Annotated in this window: 15 protein-coding genes; 9 read left to right on the forward strand and 6 right to left on the reverse strand. The window is 42.7% G+C overall.

Annotation, left to right across the window (positions count from 1 at the left end; translation table 11 throughout):
• Positions 1–3: 3 nt before the first annotated feature.
• A complete protein-coding gene (locus tag ACPUEY_RS04345) occupies positions 4–1,218 on the forward strand; it encodes a DnaJ domain-containing protein (RefSeq protein WP_092818555.1) in 1,215 nt (404 codons plus the stop codon).
• 11 nt (positions 1,219–1,229) lie between these two features.
• Positions 1,230–1,883 (forward strand): hypothetical protein, encoded by a 654-nt coding sequence (locus ACPUEY_RS04350; RefSeq protein WP_425121260.1) that lies wholly within the window; start codon positions 1,230–1,232, stop codon positions 1,881–1,883.
• Positions 1,884–2,039: 156 nt separating this feature from the next.
• On the opposite strand, the gene ACPUEY_RS04355 is transcribed toward ACPUEY_RS04350, so the two are convergent.
• From ACPUEY_RS04355 to ACPUEY_RS04370, 4 genes are all read right to left on the reverse strand, one after another.
• Positions 2,040–2,570: a gamma carbonic anhydrase family protein gene (locus tag ACPUEY_RS04355; RefSeq protein ID WP_425121261.1), complete on the reverse strand. Its 531-nt coding sequence runs from the start codon at positions 2,568–2,570 to the stop codon at positions 2,040–2,042.
• 93 nt (positions 2,571–2,663) lie between these two features.
• Positions 2,664–3,812 (reverse strand): D-alanyl-D-alanine carboxypeptidase PBP5/6, encoded by a 1,149-nt coding sequence (gene dacC / locus ACPUEY_RS04360; RefSeq protein ID WP_425121262.1) that lies wholly within the window; start codon positions 3,810–3,812, stop codon positions 2,664–2,666.
• A 119-nt stretch (positions 3,813–3,931) separates the two neighbouring features.
• A complete protein-coding gene (locus tag ACPUEY_RS04365) occupies positions 3,932–4,321 on the reverse strand; it encodes an MCR_0457 family protein (protein ID WP_425121263.1) in 390 nt (129 codons plus the stop codon).
• 230 nt (positions 4,322–4,551) lie between these two features.
• On the reverse strand, positions 4,552–4,926 hold the full coding sequence (locus tag ACPUEY_RS04370; protein ID WP_425121264.1) for an MCR_0457 family protein: 375 nt from the start codon (positions 4,924–4,926) through the stop codon (positions 4,552–4,554).
• 110 nt (positions 4,927–5,036) lie between these two features.
• On the opposite strand from ACPUEY_RS04370, the gene surE reads away from it, so the two are divergent.
• The 3 genes from surE to ACPUEY_RS04385 all read left to right on the forward strand — a co-directional run bounded on the left by surE (position 5,037) and on the right by ACPUEY_RS04385 (position 7,756).
• Entirely contained in the window at positions 5,037–5,807 is a 771-nt protein-coding gene (surE, locus tag ACPUEY_RS04375) for a 5'/3'-nucleotidase SurE (RefSeq protein WP_261182928.1), read from the forward strand.
• Positions 5,808–5,923: 116 nt separating this feature from the next.
• A complete protein-coding gene (locus ACPUEY_RS04380) occupies positions 5,924–6,733 on the forward strand; it encodes a peptidoglycan DD-metalloendopeptidase family protein (RefSeq protein WP_425121265.1) in 810 nt (269 codons plus the stop codon).
• Positions 6,734–6,826: 93 nt separating this feature from the next.
• Positions 6,827–7,756: a LysR family transcriptional regulator gene (locus ACPUEY_RS04385; protein WP_425121266.1), complete on the forward strand. Its 930-nt coding sequence runs from the start codon at positions 6,827–6,829 to the stop codon at positions 7,754–7,756.
• 54 nt (positions 7,757–7,810) lie between these two features.
• Here the strand turns inward: ACPUEY_RS04385 and ACPUEY_RS04390 are convergent, their stop codons facing one another.
• Positions 7,811–9,022 (reverse strand): aspartate aminotransferase family protein, encoded by a 1,212-nt coding sequence (locus ACPUEY_RS04390; protein WP_425121267.1) that lies wholly within the window; start codon positions 9,020–9,022, stop codon positions 7,811–7,813.
• 163 nt (positions 9,023–9,185) lie between these two features.
• Here ACPUEY_RS04390 and grxD point away from each other — a divergent pair, with 163 nt between their 5' ends.
• On the forward strand, positions 9,186–9,527 hold the full coding sequence (gene grxD, locus ACPUEY_RS04395; RefSeq protein WP_086175639.1) for a Grx4 family monothiol glutaredoxin: 342 nt from the start codon (positions 9,186–9,188) through the stop codon (positions 9,525–9,527).
• A 66-nt stretch (positions 9,528–9,593) separates the two neighbouring features.
• Here the strand turns inward: grxD and ACPUEY_RS04400 are convergent, their stop codons facing one another.
• Positions 9,594–12,233, reverse strand: a complete 2,640-nt coding sequence (locus ACPUEY_RS04400) for a Lon protease family protein (protein WP_425121268.1) — start codon at positions 12,231–12,233, stop codon at positions 9,594–9,596.
• Between the two features lie 184 nt (positions 12,234–12,417).
• Between ACPUEY_RS04400 and ACPUEY_RS04405 the strand changes: the two genes are divergently transcribed.
• From ACPUEY_RS04405 to ACPUEY_RS04415, 3 genes are all read left to right on the forward strand, one after another.
• Complete coding sequence (locus ACPUEY_RS04405; RefSeq protein WP_425121269.1) at positions 12,418–14,580, forward strand: AmpG family muropeptide MFS transporter; 2,163 nt, start codon at positions 12,418–12,420, stop codon at positions 14,578–14,580.
• Between the two features lie 298 nt (positions 14,581–14,878).
• A complete protein-coding gene (gene gloA, locus ACPUEY_RS04410) occupies positions 14,879–15,280 on the forward strand; it encodes a lactoylglutathione lyase (protein WP_131273347.1) in 402 nt (133 codons plus the stop codon).
• 259 nt (positions 15,281–15,539) lie between these two features.
• The gene (locus ACPUEY_RS04415) at positions 15,540–16,538 is read left to right on the forward strand and encodes a bile acid:sodium symporter family protein (RefSeq protein ID WP_131273346.1); all 999 of its coding nucleotides are present in this window, start codon (positions 15,540–15,542) and stop codon (positions 16,536–16,538) included.
• The last annotated feature ends 136 nt before the right edge of the window (positions 16,539–16,674 follow it).

Here is a 16,674-nt window from a genome sequence, read left to right on the forward strand (position 1 = left end):
TTAATGATTGATTTTTATGATTTATTGGGTGTTGATAACAATGAAATTAGCCAAGAAATTAAAAAGGCGTATCGAAAACTAGCTCTTAAATATCACCCTGATCGCCATCAAGGTAATAGTCATGAAGCAGAAGAAATGATGAAACTGCTAAATGAAGCTAAAGATGTATTGCTCAATGATGAAAAGCGTGAAGAATACGACGCTGCACTTTATTCATTCCAGCAATTTAAAGCCCGTCAACAGCAAGAAGCTGAACGTAGACAACGTGAACAGGCAGAACAAGCTGCACGTAAAAAACGTCAACAAACCGAGCAAGCCGAACGAGAAAAACAGGAACAAGCTAAGCGTCAACACCAAGCCAATGCCGAGCGTGAAAAACGTGAACAAGCTGAACGTGATCGACAAGCGCAAGCACAGCAAGAAAAACAAGAACAATCGCAACGCCAACAGCAAGAATCACAGAGCAAAGAACGACGCCGAGAACAATACCGTAAAGAACAACAAGCACAACGCAAACGTGAACGGGAAGAGGCTGAGCGCAAAGCACGTGAACGTGCTTGGCGTGATAAAGAATTTGAAAAGCATAAACGTGAATACGAAGAACAACTCGAAAAAGAACGTCAAGCCAAAGCCCAACGTGATGAACAGATTAAAGAGTCGATTCGAAAGCAACGCTTACGTGAAGAAGAAGATCAACGTCGAGCCAAAGCAGCACGTCTAGCAAAAGAGGCAGAAGAAAAGCTCAAGCAAGAAGCTATAGCGCATGCATCAAAAAAACGGAAACGCATCTTATTGGTTTTGTGTGTAATAGGATTCGTTATAGCTTTTTATGTGTATCAAAAGAACCATACGCAAAGCGATTATCTTGATGATCCTTATGCAGCGTATGGCTTTGATGAAAGTGCAGAGGAGGTTCAACTTCCACCTGATTTATATGATGAACCAAGTGAAAATGAATTGAATGAACAGGGTGTTCGTCAACAGGAACGAGATCAACACCAAATACATGTAGATGACTCAGATAAACATGCAAACACCGCTGCTGATGTGATCAACATGACAGCGGACGTAGCAACGACAGCAACCACTGATACGGCACCAACGGTTGAAGCACAAACTGTACCTATACAGCCAAAGATTGAAAAACCACAACCATCTGCAACAGTAAAGAAAAAAGAGGATGGTTTAAGTTTAGGCAATGATGATTTTTTTAATTAAGAGGAAATAAGATGATCAAACCATTAAGCTTAGCTTCAATTATGACGTGTAGTACATTGGCATTTGCCAACGAGCAAAAAATTGAAATTAAAAACAGCTTAAACGTAGAAAGCTTGATTAGCGAAGAAAGTAAATATATCGATGTGTTTAAAGCCATTACAGATGACATGATGAAAAATGGTTTTTATTTTAAAGTGGGCGGTAAAAAAATCGATCAAGATCGTGATGGCTATACTTTTGAGGTGCAAGATATTGAACTATTTATGAAGCGTAGTGCCATTAAACGTAATCAACAAAGAGCCAAAGTGGTGAAATCGACCGTACTCTATAAAGGTGCTGTTAATAAATTGAACTATAAGGCTGTGATTGGGCCAGATCTTAACCGCCCACGTGTTTGCTTTAAAATGGATTTAAGAGACAAAGAAGACAACACACTCGGCAGTTTTGGACTTATGCCAATGCGTGTGATTAATATGGACTACTTTGTGCCACATAAATATTGGGGCTATGAGCCAAGCAAACACATTCTGGAAGAGTTTCAATCTACGGAAGATGTTAAAATTCGTCTCTATAGAGACAAGATCACGCTCAATGTGCAATTGGAGCATTTGGCTTTGATTCATTCGGTCACATTCAGACAAGAGATTTGTAAGCCACTTGTATAGCTAAATCATAATATTGAAGCTACATCATATTGATGACACGATGTAGCTTTGTTATGCGTATTTTTATAGATGGCACTATTAAATTATAGCACTGAATGTTTTTTACTTTTGAAATGGATTGTACTTTTTTATTAATAAACGCAGCATCCTGATGCTCTATTTATAATTCCCTGCCACTTTCACATAATGTCTCGCTGAATAAGGCAAAAATTCTTTTTCTTTCTCTGTAAGTGGACGAACTTTCTGTACCGGACTGCCCACATATAAATAGCCACTTTCCAGACGTTTACGCGATGGTACCAAAGAGCCTGCGCCAATCATTACATCGTCTTCAATAATGACATCATCTAAAACGATGGTGTTGATCCCCACCAATACCCGATTGCCAATGCTACAGCCATGTAAAGTCACATGATGGCCAATGGTCACATCTTCACCAATAATTAACGGTGAACCTTCAGGTTTATCGGCTTTTTTATGGCTGACATGCAGCATGGCATGATCTTGCACATTGGAATTTTTACCAATACGGATATGATTGACATCACCACGAATCACGGCAAACGGCCACACCGAAACGTTTTCCGCAAGTTTCACATCGCCAATCACGACAGACATGTCATCGACATAACATGAGTCATCAATCTGCGGTGCAATATCTAAATAGGGACGAATGTTTTTAGCCATGTGAGAGTTTCAGTCTGTGGGTTTCAAGCATTATAAAATAAAAAAGCACCCAGACCGAAGTGTGGATGCTTTAACTTAAGTCTAAAACTGGGCTTAGAACAAGTTTGCAAAGAATTGTTTGATGTGATCAATTATTTTGGCAAAGAAACCGGCTTCTTCAACAGCCTGAAGGGCAACAAGCGGTTTTTCCGCAATCACTTTACCGTTCAAGGTAGCCACATATTTACCTACCACTTGACCTTTTTTCAAAGGTGCAGTCAGTTTAGGCTGAACCACCAGTTGAGTTTTAATGGCATTGGCTTCGCCTTTAGGCATGGTCACGTTAAAGTTTTCTGCCAGGCCAATTTGAACATCATTGCTTTTGCCATACCAGACTTTTGATTTAGCCAGAACCTGATTGGCAGGTTGAACTTTTACGGTTTCAAAGTTTGCATAACCCCAAGCCAAAAGTTCACGTGTTTGTGATGCACGCTCATTCATGCTTGGTGCACCAAAAATCACGGAAATTAAACGTAATGGACCACGTTTGGCAGAGGTAGTTAAGCAATAACCGGCTTCTTCAGTATGGCCGGTTTTTAAGCCGTCTACACTCGGGTCAGTATAAAGCAAGGCATTACGGTTACCCTGTTTAATGCCGTTAAAGGTAAATTCTTTTTCAGAATAGATTGGATAATACTTTGAACTGTCATGAATGATATGTTGCGCAAGTGTCGCCATATCTTTGGCAGTCGAGTAGTGACCTTCAGCAGGCATACCCGTTGCGTTGATGAAACTGGTATTGGTCATGCCAATACGTTTTGCTTCCTGGTTCATCATGTGGGCAAAAGTACCTTCATTGCCGGCAATATGTTCTGCCATGGCTTTAGAGGCATCATTACCAGACTGGATGATAATCCCGCGCAGCATTTCCAGTGCCGTTGCAGTACCGTTAAGCGGGACATACATACATGATTCCGTGCTGCTGCCACGACACCACGCAGATTCGTTCATGCGAACTTTTTCATTTTCAGTCAGTTCACCGCTCAATAACTTCTGTTCGATGATGTAACTGGTCATCATCTTGGTCATGGAAGCAGGTGCTAATTTTTCATTTTCATTTTTTGATGCGAGGATTTGCCCTGTCTCATAATCCATTAAAACATAAGATTTATTATTGAGTTCTGGTGGTGCAGATAAGACAGTTGCTGCGTATGTGAAGCTCGGCAATAGTAATAATGCAGCAAGGGCGCTTTTGTGGGTCATTCTGGGTGGTTCCAATATCTTAATAATAAGCACAAAGAGCTTTGCATTTTAGGACAAAGCAAAGCTGACTTCTATGGGGGAAATCAGCTTATTCTCAAAAGTATTGTAACCAATTTGTGTTATTTGCTGTATGTGGTGAGTTCTCGGCAAATTTCCTGGTTTTTTGCGTCACCTGCTTTTTTCGCATCGCTACGTGCTTCAGCTAAAATAGGTTTAAATTTTTTCTCTTTACTGAGTTTAGCCAGGCTTGAAACCGCATTATTTTCGGCAGGTAAATATTCCTGTGCCAGCTTGGCATATCCCTGTTCAAATTTAGCATGATCTTTCACTAAACCTGGACATACTTCCGAGAGTACATAAATGGCAGCCAGCTCTTGCTGGGTGACTTTTTGTAGCGGAGTCACTTCAATATTTTCATCTTTTGGTGTGGCTGCGTGAGTCATGGAAAGAGCCATTGCAGCAGTGGTCAACAGTCCCAAAGAAAGCGATTTAAGCATAAATAATTTCATTAAACAGACCTGAATGATTTAAAAACATCACAATAAAAATAAGCTTAACGATATTTTTCGTAATTGTAAGTACATAAATGTATTGAAGCGGTTGAAAATGACCCGGTTTATAAAAAGAGTTAGAGCTGAGAAAAGCATCAAAAAAAGCATAAAGAAGAAACTTCTTTATGCCGATGATCATTATAAATGTTCAATATTATGATGACTTCATATAAAGCCAGTGCTCTATATCAAGCCTGATAATTGACCACATCATCACAAACCGATTTTTGCTCATCCTGGCTGGTTTCTTTTGCCGCCTGACGGGCTTCATCCAGTACAGCCTTATATTCTATATCTGTTTGAATTTTATCAAAAGTCATTGATTTATCGGAATAGTCTTGCAGATAGGCTTGAATCAAAAGCTGAATGTTTTGATCAAATTTTGCATTTTTACCAATAATGGCAGGGCATACTTCAGCCATCACCTGAGTTGAAGCAAGGTCTTCTTTCACAATCGTATTGGCTTCTTCTAAAGATAAGCCGTCATTGGCTAACACACTAGAAGATAATAATGCCGCAATGCCTAACCCCAATAAGCCACGAAATGATATGCTTTTAGTCATTTTTAAATCACACTTTTTGAATGGATGTTGAGCGTCAAATATATATAATTTTCTATACAATTCAATCAAATGTTCTGATTAGTCATTTTTAACCGTTAAGAGATGTTGTAGTGAATATATTAATTGCCAATGATGATGGCGTTTTTGCTCCCGGTATTCAGGCATTGGCTCAAGCCCTGGCTCCACTTGGCCGTGTAGTTATTGTTGCCCCTGAAAGTGAACGCAGTGGTTTTTCCAGCGCACTGACTTTAGACCGTCCTTTACGGCCTGTTCAGATTTCAACCGATGTCTGGGCGGTCAATGGCACGCCTGCAGACTGTGTATATCTGTCCATGAACGGCTTATTTGATTTTGAATTTGATCTGGTGGTCAGCGGAATTAACAGTGGAGCAAATCTGGGTGATGATGTGCTTTATTCAGGCACCGTCGGAGCCGCCTTCGAAGGCCGCCTGATGAAACAGCCGGCTATTGCCGTATCCATGGCCGGTCCCAATGTGCGTTCCTATGACAGCCCGAATGATTATGCCGTGGCAGCAAAATGGGTGCATGATTTCATTGTCCAGGGGTTGCCGATTTTACCGCCGCGTCATATTTTTAACGTGAATATTCCAGATATATCTGAATTGAAAGGTTCGAAAATTACCTATCAGGGACGTCGCAGTCAATCTAAACCAATTACCAGTCATGTAGACCCACGTGGACGCCAGGTTTATTGGATTGGATTGTCAGGAGAGGCAGTTGCTGAACCTAAAAAAGGTTTAACTGAAATCGAATCGGACTTTTTTGCGGTGGCAAATGGTTATGTCAGTATTACGCCGATTCAAATGGACGCCACAAATTATGAGATTTTGCACACATTACACGCACAGTTTTCTAAATAGTGTCCAGTAGTGTTATAACTTTGTGAAAAAGCGGAATTGAACATATTTTTCAGATGCTTTTTTGCTAATCTTAGCGCAAACCAATAAACAGACTTAATGTGTAGAGAGGAAGATTAATGCACTTGGTGTCACCGTATCGCATATTTGCTGCGCCTGCAGGCTTGTTGAAAACCATGGTGTTGTCTACAGCTGTTATTGCCACAGCCATTTTGAGTGGTTGTGCTTCAAAACCACAAGTTCATAATGCAACACGTTACGCGGCTGCGCCAGATTACTATACTGTTCGGTCTGGAGATACATTAAGCGGAATTGCTGCACGTTATGGTCTGGCTTATACCAGTGTGGCTGATATGAATGATATAGCGGCACCCTATCGCATTTATGTCGGTCAATCTTTGCGTTTAAAGGATTCAGGCTCACGTCGGACGACCACTACACAAGCGGTGACCCAGGCAGCGCCGATTCAGCGCCAAACCGTTCAGCTTCCGACTGCACCGGCTAAACCTGCTGTTCCGGTAACTACGATAACTGCACCCGTGGCATCTTCGCAAGTTTCTGCTTTGCGCTGGGTAAAACCAAGTAATGGCCCAGTTATTGCAAGCTTTAATGTGGCTGCAAATGTAAAAGGTATTCGCTATGGCGGGAATACGGGTGATGCAGTTTTTGCAGCGGCAGATGGTCAAGTGGTCTATGCAGCAGATGGTTTGAAAGAATATGGCAATTTGGTTCTGATCAAGCATATTGACGGCTACATTACGGCTTATGCCCACAACAGTAAAATGAATGTGAGCAGTGGCCAGAATGTGATAGCCGGGCAGAAAATTGCTGAAATGGGTTCAACAGGAACCAGTCGCACCATGCTCGAGTTCCAGGTACGTTTAAATGGCAAACCCATCAATCCGACCAGCGTTTTACCAATAAATTAAATTTTAGAAATACAAAACATAAATTTCACCGTATAATACAATGAGTTGCTTTTATCGGAAAGATAAAGTAATCATAAGTTCAGAGGGAAATTTATGTTAGATCAACTTCGAGCAATGGGTGTGTTTGCTTGTGTTGTTGAAAAAAGCTCGTTTAGCGGTGCTGCACGTGAGTTAGGAATCACGACCAGCGCCGTGAGTCAGCAAATTCGTTCTTTAGAAAATGAAATGGAAGTCACACTTCTACATCGATCTACGAGAAAATTAAATTTGACTGAAGCCGGACAGGCCTTTTTCCACAGCTGTCAAGAAATGCTTGCCGCTGCAGAGCGTGGGAAAATCCGTATCAACGAGTTACGCGATGACTTGGTGGGGGATTTACGCATTGCCACAACCCCGGAACTTGGTGCGAATCATGTGATTCCTGCATTGTCTCACTGGATGCAGGCACACCGTGGTTTAGCTGTCCATGTAGAGGCAGATAATCAATATATTGATTTAATGGAAGGGCGTATTGATATTGCCTTGCGCATGAGTCCGAAAATAGAAGATCATCATTTGAATGTGGTGCCGCTGGCTCTGGTAGAGCAGGTTCTGGTGGCGTCCCCAAGCTATTTGAATCAGTCGGCACCTGTATCGCGACCTGAAGATCTAGATCATCACGATCTGATCCCAGTCAATATCATGAAAAATTATCAACACTTTTCATTTCAACATGCAGTGTCAGATAAAACCGTAAATCTGGAAATGAAATCCCGTTTAAGTACCAATAACGTCCTGGTGGCAAAATCATTATGTTTGCAAGGACATGGTATTGCACGAATTTTATATCTGGATGTACAAAAAGATTTAGTGAATGGCTCGCTGGTGGAAGTTTTACCAGAGTGGAAACTGGAAAATTTCACTTTATATGCCATCACAGCAAAAAAAGATCAGCAGCCGATGAAGGTTCATCGCTGTTTAGAGGCATTAAAACAATACTTTAGCCAGTTACCCGGCGGAAGAATTTACCAGACAGTCTCATAAGAATAGAGCACAAAAAAGCCGCGATCAGCGGCTTTTTTAGACTGGGTTGAAGGCTTAAGCCAAATAATCCTTGATCATTTTAACCAGGCGTTCAATCAATTGATTTGCCTGTTCTTGGCTAATGTTGAGGGCTGGCAATAAACGAATGACAGAACCGGCAGTCACATTGACAATTAAATGATATTCATCACGTGCCACATTGACCAATTCTCCACAGGCTTTTGGTAACTCAATACCAATCATCAGACCAAAACCACGAACGCTAACGTTTTGATCAGCCAGTTGCTGGGTCAACTGCTCAACGATATAACTCCCCATTTTTGCGGCATTTTCAACCAGGTTTTCTTTTTGAAGGGTATCAATAACCGTATAAACCACACGTGAACCCAGGGCAGTACCACTATAAGTAGAACCGTGGTTGCCAGCCGTTAACACGCCGACGCCGCGGCCTTGGGTCATCACTGCACCAATCGGAAAACCATTGCCTAAGCCTTTGGCAGTGGTGAGTACATCGGGAACAATATTGGTGTGCTGGTAAGCAAAGTATTTACCGGTACGGCCATTACCCGTTTGAACTTCGTCCAGCATCATCAGCCAGTTGTGCTGATTGCAGATTTGACGGATTTCTTCCAGGTAGCTAAAGCCTTGAGGGGCAGTATTGACGCCACCTTCACCCTGAATCGGTTCAACCAGAATTGCCACGATGTCCGGATGCTGAATTGCAGCTTCTTCAATGGCTTCGATATCACCAAATGGCACACGGATAAAACCTTCAACCAAAGGCGCAAAACCTTCTTGAACCTTTTTGTTACCCGTCGCTGAAAGGGTCGCCAAAGTACGGCCATGGAAAGAATGATCTGCCACAATAATTTTTGGGGTGTTAATCCCTTGCATATGGCCAAATTTACGCGCGATTTTAATGGCACCTTCATTTGATTCTGCACCACTATTGGAGAAGAAAATTTCTTCCATGCCGGAAACTTCAGCCAGTTTTTGTGCAGCTGCCGTTTGCCAAGGCACTTCAAAAATGTTGCTGGTATGCATCAGGGTAGCAGCCTGTTCGGCAATCGCTTCAGTGACCGCAGGGTGTGAATGGCCCAGGCCACATACTGCAATACCGGTTAAGGCATCTAAGTATTCAGTACCGTCTTCAGTATAAAGATAAGAACCTCGTCCTCGGACAAAGCTGATCGGCTGACGGCCAAATACCGGCATCAAATGAGATGGTTGATCAGTTTGCACAGGAGCAAGGGTAATGTTATTCATGACTAACTCTTATCTGTTAGGAGGGAAAAATAAAAGTTTATATAAGCAAAATCCAGAACAGAATAAAAGCCCAAATGTAAATAAAAATGGATTTATTGCTTTAGAGATACTGTTTCGTCCAGTTTTGGGTATAATGCGAAGCAGATTAGTTGAGGATTTATCAATGACTGAACAAGTACGCGATACTGAAGCGTTAATTCGTGACCAAATTGCTAAACATGCAGTGTTACTTTACATGAAAGGTACACCACAATTCCCACAATGTGGTTTCTCTGCACGTGCGGTAGAAGCACTCAGTCAAATTGGTCGTCCATTTGCTTATGTCAATATTTTGGAAAACCCGGATATTCGTGCAACTTTACCGAAAATTGCCAACTGGCCTACCTTCCCACAATTGTGGATCAATGGCGAATTGATCGGTGGTAGCGATATCATGCTGGATATGTTCCAAAAAGGTGAGTTAAAACCTTTGGTTGAACAGTACAGCCCGGCACCTGAAGCATAATTCAGTGTAATGATGCGGTATGAAAAAAAGCGCCTTGAAGGCGCTTTTTTTATGTCTCAGAAAATGTCAGCGATCTTCTGATCTGTGGTTTGGATCATTTGCAACAGCTTCAGCCGATGTGGCTGATCCCGTTTCATCCGTTGCTGCTTCAGTTTTGGACTTTTTCTTGTCTTTCTTCTTTTTTTTCTTTTTCTTCGGCTCTTCTTCCAGTTCGGCACCATCTTCCAGCGCCTGCCAATATTCTAACTGATCCATGACCGCAGCATAAATTGAACCTTTACTGTAACGACCTTTTTTATTCAGTGTGCCTACAGGACGTGCCATTAAAAGTTCTAAAGCCTGATCAATGGTTTCAATGGCGTGAATATGGAACTGACCTTGGGCTACAGCTTCAATTACATCATGACGCAACATCAGGTGTTCCATATTTTGATAGGGAATAATCACCCCTTGTTTGCCTGTCAAGCCTTGCAATTTGCAGGCATCATAGAAGCCTTCAATTTTGGCATTGACGCCTCCGATCGGTTGAACCTGACCCAGCTGGTTCATGGAGCCGGTAATGGCCCAGGACTGGTCAATCGGTAACTGGCTAATGGCAGAAATAAGGGCAGAGAGCTCAGCCACGGTTGCACTGTCGCCATCAATCTGACCATAACTTTGTTCAAAGGCGAGGGCAGCTGAAAAATGCAGCATCTGTTCACGGCCAAAATGCGCTTTCAGGAAACTGGACATCAGCAATACGCCTTTGGCATGCAGTGAGCCGCCCAGTTCAACACTACGCTCGATATCCAGAATGTCACCGCCACCTTGATAGACCGATGCAGTCAAACGTGAAGGCAAGCCAAATTCGACATCGGCGTACTGAATTACCGACAGGGCATTGATCTGACCCAAACGATGACCTTTGGTTTCGATGAGCTGCGTGCCACGTGTTAAATCTTGCCAGTATAGTTCACGTAAATAACCCAAGCGATACTTGCGATGATCAAGTGCGGTATTGATATGTTTTTCTGAAACGGTTTTGTCACCGGCTTGCGCTGCATGATGATGCGCTTCGCGGATCAGGTCACCCAAAGTTAAGGCATGCAATGACAATGAGCTTTGGTCTTCCGCCTGACGGCTTGAATCGGTGAGTAGTGCAGCCAGCGCAGAACGGTCAAAAGGCAAGAGTTTGTCGGCCTGAACATAGTCTGCAATCAATTGCATATAGGCTTGTTCATTAATGTCATTACGTTGTAATGTGTCGGTGAAATCGGCCCGAATTTTAAACACGCTGCCAAGCTCAGGTTCCAGTTCCAGAATTTCATAATAAATTTCAGGTTCTGCAAGCAAAATCACTTTAATATTTAATGGAATCGCTTGCGGTTCGATGGAAATGCTGCCGGTTAAGGTCAGCATATGTTCCAGCGAGGACAGCTTTAATTTTCCAGATTTCAGGGCACGTTTTAGCCCTTGCCATGCATAAGGCTGTTCCAGCAGCTGTTCGGCTTCAAGCATCAGAAAACCGCCGTTGGCCTTATGCAGTGAACCTGGACGAATCAGGGTAAAGTCGGTGGTAATGGTGCCATTTTGAGTAAGCTGTTCCACATGTCCCAACAAGTTGTAGTGGGTCGGGAAATCTTCAAAAATGACTGGCGCACCGCTATTTGGCTTATAGGAAACGATGATATTGGCCTGATAGCGTGAAGGTACGCGACTGAAGATGCCCGGAGCAAAATCATCCTCTTCTTGTTCAAGGATAATTTCTACATTATTGATGATATCTTCCGCATAATATTGCAGATATTCAGTCAGGCCATCGACATCGGGGTATTTGTTTTGAATCAGGTCAATGCGCGGCATCACCACTTGCTTGGCAATATCGCGGTTGAGATGCTGGACCTGATCCCGTGCGTCATCTTCCAGATCACCTAAATGCAAGCCCAAACGCTCCAGCTTTTTATTCATGTAGCGGATATTCGAGGCAATCTCTGCGCGCTGTTTGCTATCCAGAGCATTAATGTCTTCTTTGGACATTTCCTGATATTCATTGTCTTTCAGATGAACCGGCACGAAGCAGTGTTCATCATCTTGAGAAATCAGTTTTAAATCAAAGTCTGCACCTTCTTTGGTCAGTTCGACCAGGGCCGATTGCTGTTCATCGCCAGTTTGCTCGCGAATCATTTCAATACGGTTGTGGTAGGTTTCAGCCGTAAAGCGCCGTTCCAGCTGTTTTAAAATGGTTTGCCAGGTTTGATGCAGCAAGGCCTGGAATTTAGGTGCTTGTCCTGGTGGCAGTTCAAGTGCGATTGGCTGACGGGGGAACTTGAAATTGTTGACATAGACCCAGTCATTCGGGGTTTGCATGGTCTTGGCATGCTGTTGCAGTAAACGCTTGATCATGGTGCGTTTACCCAAGCCTGCCGTACCGACTGCAAAAATATTATAGCCCGAGTAAGGCAGGGCGATGCCTGCTTCAACCGAGGCTCGTGCGCGATCTTGCCCAAGAAAGTCATTGAGCGGTTTAATTCTTCGTGTTGACGCAGGAATTTTTTCGAGATTGGGAATATGCGTCAGTTGTTTGGGATGAAGCTGTGTTTTGGTCAGGGTGTTTTGAATTTCCGGTTGATCGAATGCTGAAATTAAACTGCTTGGTATAGGGTCTGGTTGAGTCACTGTGGTTGTTGCAGATAATAAAGAATTCATTTGATCGAGTTTTTGGGGCACTGTTTAAATCCAAAACTAAAATATTGCAATAGAGATTTAAAGGTATACAGGTTTAGTCGAAAAATTCAAGCACGCAGGTCGTTTTTATCGACAAAATAAAATAATGATTTCACAATTATTGTTGAAACTGAACTTATTAAGCGTTTGAATAGCAGCATTCAGTTTTGCAGAAAAAAACAACGCAATGACAACACAATCTACAGGGTGGAAATCTGCCTTTACTGCTTTTCTCGATCGTCGTGCACTGGTCATGCTGTTTTTAGGATTTTCAGCCGGTATTCCCATTCTTTTGATCTTTTCCAGTCTGTCCTTATGGCTAGGTGAAGCGGGCATTGAAAAAAGTGCAGTGACATTTTTTAGCTGGGCAGCACTGGGCTATTCATTCAAATTTGTCTGGGCACCTTTGATTGATGAATTGCCGGTGCCTTTCCTGACCAAAAAGCTGGGGCGTCGTCGGGCCTGGTTGCTGATTGCACAAGTTTTAATTATCAGCGCCATTTGTATGATGGCTTTTTCTAATCCGGCACTCGGTCAGGGCTATTTGTATCAGATGGCAGCAGGCGCCGTGTTGCTGGGTTTTTCTGCAGCGACTCAGGACATTGTGATTGATGCCTATCGTATTGAACTGGCTGAAACTGAAATGCAGACAGTCCTTGCATCCACTTATAATGCCGGTTATCGCATCGGGATGATTGTAGCTGGAGCCGGTGCGTTGTTCCTTGCAGCATCGCTTGGCACGGCCAAGGGAAACTATATTTATAGTGCATGGAAAATCACGTATTTGGTTATGGCCGCAGTTATGCTGGTGGGCATTATCACCACTTTCGTGATTCGTGAACCGCAGGTGGATCGTAGCTATAAAGATTATAAGCGTAGCGATTACTATCGTCTGGTGGCTGTATTTTTTGTTGCCGTGATTGGCTTTGTCGTGAGCTATATTTTTTCTGGAACTTTAACCGAATCTATTAAGGCACAATTTTCAATTACCGATTCGTTCCTGTTGTTCTGCTTTGAAAGCCTGCGTTTTATTGGATCTGCTGCGGTAGCCGTATTGCTGGGCACATTATTGGTCAAAATGGGTGCGGTCAACAAGCAAATGGCGATGGAAACCTGGATCAGCCCGATTGCCGATTTCTTTAAACGCTATGGCCTAAAGCTGGCTTTGGTTTTGCTGTTGCTCATCGGTTTTTACCGTATTTCGGACATTATTGCCGGGGTGATTTCCAATGTGTTCTATCAGGATTTAAACTTTAGCAAAGAGCAGATTGCTGAAGCAGTAAAAATTTACGGGGTGATTTTCAGCCTGGTCGGTGGTTTTCTGGGGGGCTTGCTGGCACAGCGCATGAACATTATGAAACTGATGTTTGTCGGTGCCGTTCTTGCCAGCTCAACTAACCTGATTTTTATCGGTTTGGTCAAATCCGGTCAGCCAACCCATGATGTTCAAGTTACGGTAGGTCAGCATAAGTATCAGGTTCAGTCGGATGAGGTGGGTTACTGGAAACTGAAAGTGCCGAGTCAGGTTTTGGCCCAAGCCAATGCCGTACAGGTTCAAGTCCAATATGACGATGATGCCCAGCCGCCAGTCATGAGCGCTGTACCTTATTTAAAACAGGATGCACAGCAGCAGGGTGTTCAATCGGGCATGATGCAAATTCTGCCGGTGACCAGTGATAATGTGATTACTGCACATGAACAAGAGAACAGTCTGGTGGTGCGTGGCCAGTATTTTGGACAGCCATTGACTGAGACACAAAAAATTGTCTTGCATTTGGATGAACAGAAATTCGATGCCAATCTGGACAAAACAGGTGTGTTTAGCACTGCTATTCCTGCAGAAAGCCTGGCAAATTCAGCATCAAAACAGCTTGTGGCGGAAGTGATCGATAATGACAAAGCGATTTTAAGCACACAGCATCGCTATACGGTCGATATGGGTTCAGCCACAGCCAAAGGTCTGGATATTGATGTACAGCCTTTAGCGGCAGTCAATGCTCAATCAACTGACGATGTTGAAATTAGCGGCAAGGTGATTAAACCTTATAGTTCACTGTGGCTATATTTTGCCATTATTGTCGATAACCTTGCATCTGGATTGGCGGGTGCAGCATTCATTGCATTCTTGTCCAGTTTAACCAGCGTATCTTTCACGGCAGTACAATATGCCATTTTCAGTTCACTGATGACTTTAACGCCGAAAATTTTAGGTGGCTACTCAGGGACTATTGTGACCAATATCGGTTATCCGAATTTCTTCCTCATGACCACGCTGATTGGCATTCCCATTTTAATTCTGGTGGTCTGGGTGGCGAAGCTGTTGCGTGAACATCAACAACAGTCCAATTAAGCTCAAATTTTAAAAAAACTGAATGAAGAACCCATTTTGTCGTGAAGATGAAATGGGTTTTTCTTGAGCTAAAAATTGCCGTAAAGGTTTAGGCTTATCTTGTAAATAGCTTAAGTAAAGACTTCATCCTTACGGTGCGCTTTACTATTAAGCACAATAAGCACATTATGATTTAAAAATGTCAAAACAACAGGGCAATGGAACAATAAATGATATCCACCGCCAGATTGCTAAATTGAATTTTCCCCACCAAGTCCCTATAGTGTCTATAAAAATGGAAAACATAGGAAAATGAATCATGCGCATGCTGCATACCATGTTACGTGTAGGCAATTTGGAACAATCTTTAAAGTTCTATACTGAAGTACTCGGTATGACTTTGCTTCGTAAACGCGATTATGAAGAAGGTCGATTCACTCTGGCTTTTGTCGGTTATGGCGATGAAAAAGATCATACGGTACTGGAGTTGACCCATAACTGGGACACAGAAAGTTATGAGCTGGGAAATGCTTATGGTCATATTGCCATTGCGGTTGATGATGCCTACAAAGCCTGTGAAGAGATTAAGGCACGTGGCGGTAAGGTAGTGCGTGAAGCTGGGCCAATGAAGGGTGGTGTTACCGTGATCGCTTTTGTTGAAGATCCAGACGGCTATAAAATTGAGCTGATTCAGCAGGATGCCAATGCCAGAAATAACTAATAGATTTCTTTCATCATTTTCACATCTTTTTGTATTTTTCTGCCTGAGCTGAATTGAAATGTATTTCAAGTCTGTACAAGAGAAATAAAAAAGAATTGATGAAAGAAGTCTGATCATAAAGTGATATAGATAAACTAAATATTCAACATAGAAGTGAAACACTGGCTTTATTTATTTAGCCCAGTAAGATGAAACTTTACCAGTAGGTAAATTCACTTATTGGGCTTTGTTATATTTTCAATGATTACAGGAAGTAGCGATGTTAAAATTATTGGCATTGGATCGCTTTACTATTTTGTTGATTGTGATGGTGATCTTGGCAAGCCTTCTGCCCATATCGGGACTGGCTGCGGATATTTTTAGTGTGATCACCTCGGTGGCAATTGCGATTCTATTCTTTTTGCATGGGGCAAAACTGTCCAGAGAAGCAGTAGTGCAGGGCATCATGCACTGGAAATTCCATGTGGTGGTGTTTGCTTTCACTTTTGCATTATTTCCGCTTTTAGGTCTATTGACTAAACCGATTCTTTTACCGATGTTGGGCAAAGAGTTGTACTGGGGCTTCCTGTTCATGTGCTTCTTGCCATCAACCGTGCAATCTTCCATTGCATTTACCTCGGTGGCAAAAGGCAATGTCGCCAGTGCAGTCTGCAGTGCTTCATTTTCCAATATCGTCGGCATGTTCATTACTCCTGTATTGGTGAGTTTCTTTATTTTAGGTCAGTCGCAACATGGCTTTGATCCTACATCCTCAATTCTTCAAATTACCTTATTGTTACTGGTCCCATTTATATTGGGGCAAATATTACGCCCTTATGTTTATCCGTATATGTTGAAATTGCCCGGTATTGTCAAAGCATTCGATCAGGGTACTATTTTGATGGTGGTGTATGGGGCATTTAGTGGGGCTGTGGTCGCCGGTTTGTGGCAAGAAGTCAGCTGGCAAACGTTGCTGATTTTGACCATAGCCTGTTCAGTGTTTTTGACTATCATCATGCTACTGGCTTTATATATTCCGAAATGGTTGGGTTTTAACCGGGAAGACCAAGTCGCGATGTTCTTTTGCAGTTCGAAAAAAACATTGGCCAGTGGCGTACCGATGGCACAAATCCTGTTTATTGGGCAGCCTTTGGGTATGATCGTTCTCCCAATTATGATTTTTCATCAGATTCAGCTCATGGTCTGTGGAGTCATTGCCAACTACTGGTCAAAACATCCTGCAGATGAGCTTAACGCGATAGAAGAATGTAAAGAATAATTCGCTATCTGTTATTTTTTCCCGTATAATTGCGCCCACTTGTTGTGCTTAGCTCTGACGGTATCCGTCTCGGTGGGCCAAAAGAATGGTCTGTTGTGGTGTTGGTCTAGCTTTTTCCTGGATTAAGCTTATTCCT

The sequence above is a fragment of the Acinetobacter sp. G11 genome (assembly GCF_049808495.1).
GTDB classification, from domain to species: domain Bacteria; phylum Pseudomonadota; class Gammaproteobacteria; order Pseudomonadales; family Moraxellaceae; genus Acinetobacter; species Acinetobacter kookii.

Excerpts from the sequence above, each read along its gene's own strand:
- ACPUEY_RS04345 (WP_092818555.1), top strand. The coding sequence starts at position 4 with ATGATTGATTTTTATGATTTATTGGGTGTTGATAACAATGAAATTAGC.
- ACPUEY_RS04350 (WP_425121260.1), top strand. The coding sequence starts at position 1,230 with ATGATCAAACCATTAAGCTTAGCTTCAATTATGACGTGTAGTACATTG.
- ACPUEY_RS04355 (WP_425121261.1), bottom strand. The coding sequence starts at position 2,570 with ATGGCTAAAAACATTCGTCCCTATTTAGATATTGCACCGCAGATTGAT.
- dacC (WP_425121262.1), bottom strand. The coding sequence starts at position 3,812 with ATGACCCACAAAAGCGCCCTTGCTGCATTATTACTATTGCCGAGCTTC.
- ACPUEY_RS04365 (WP_425121263.1), bottom strand. The coding sequence starts at position 4,321 with ATGAAATTATTTATGCTTAAATCGCTTTCTTTGGGACTGTTGACCACT.
- ACPUEY_RS04370 (WP_425121264.1), bottom strand. The coding sequence starts at position 4,926 with ATGACTAAAAGCATATCATTTCGTGGCTTATTGGGGTTAGGCATTGCG.
- ACPUEY_RS04380 (WP_425121265.1), top strand. The coding sequence starts at position 5,924 with ATGCACTTGGTGTCACCGTATCGCATATTTGCTGCGCCTGCAGGCTTG.
- ACPUEY_RS04385 (WP_425121266.1), top strand. The coding sequence starts at position 6,827 with ATGTTAGATCAACTTCGAGCAATGGGTGTGTTTGCTTGTGTTGTTGAA.
- ACPUEY_RS04390 (WP_425121267.1), bottom strand. The coding sequence starts at position 9,022 with ATGAATAACATTACCCTTGCTCCTGTGCAAACTGATCAACCATCTCAT.
- grxD (WP_086175639.1), top strand. The coding sequence starts at position 9,186 with ATGACTGAACAAGTACGCGATACTGAAGCGTTAATTCGTGACCAAATT.
- ACPUEY_RS04405 (WP_425121269.1), top strand. The coding sequence starts at position 12,418 with ATGACAACACAATCTACAGGGTGGAAATCTGCCTTTACTGCTTTTCTC.
- gloA (WP_131273347.1), top strand. The coding sequence starts at position 14,879 with ATGCGCATGCTGCATACCATGTTACGTGTAGGCAATTTGGAACAATCT.
- ACPUEY_RS04415 (WP_131273346.1), top strand. The coding sequence starts at position 15,540 with ATGTTAAAATTATTGGCATTGGATCGCTTTACTATTTTGTTGATTGTG.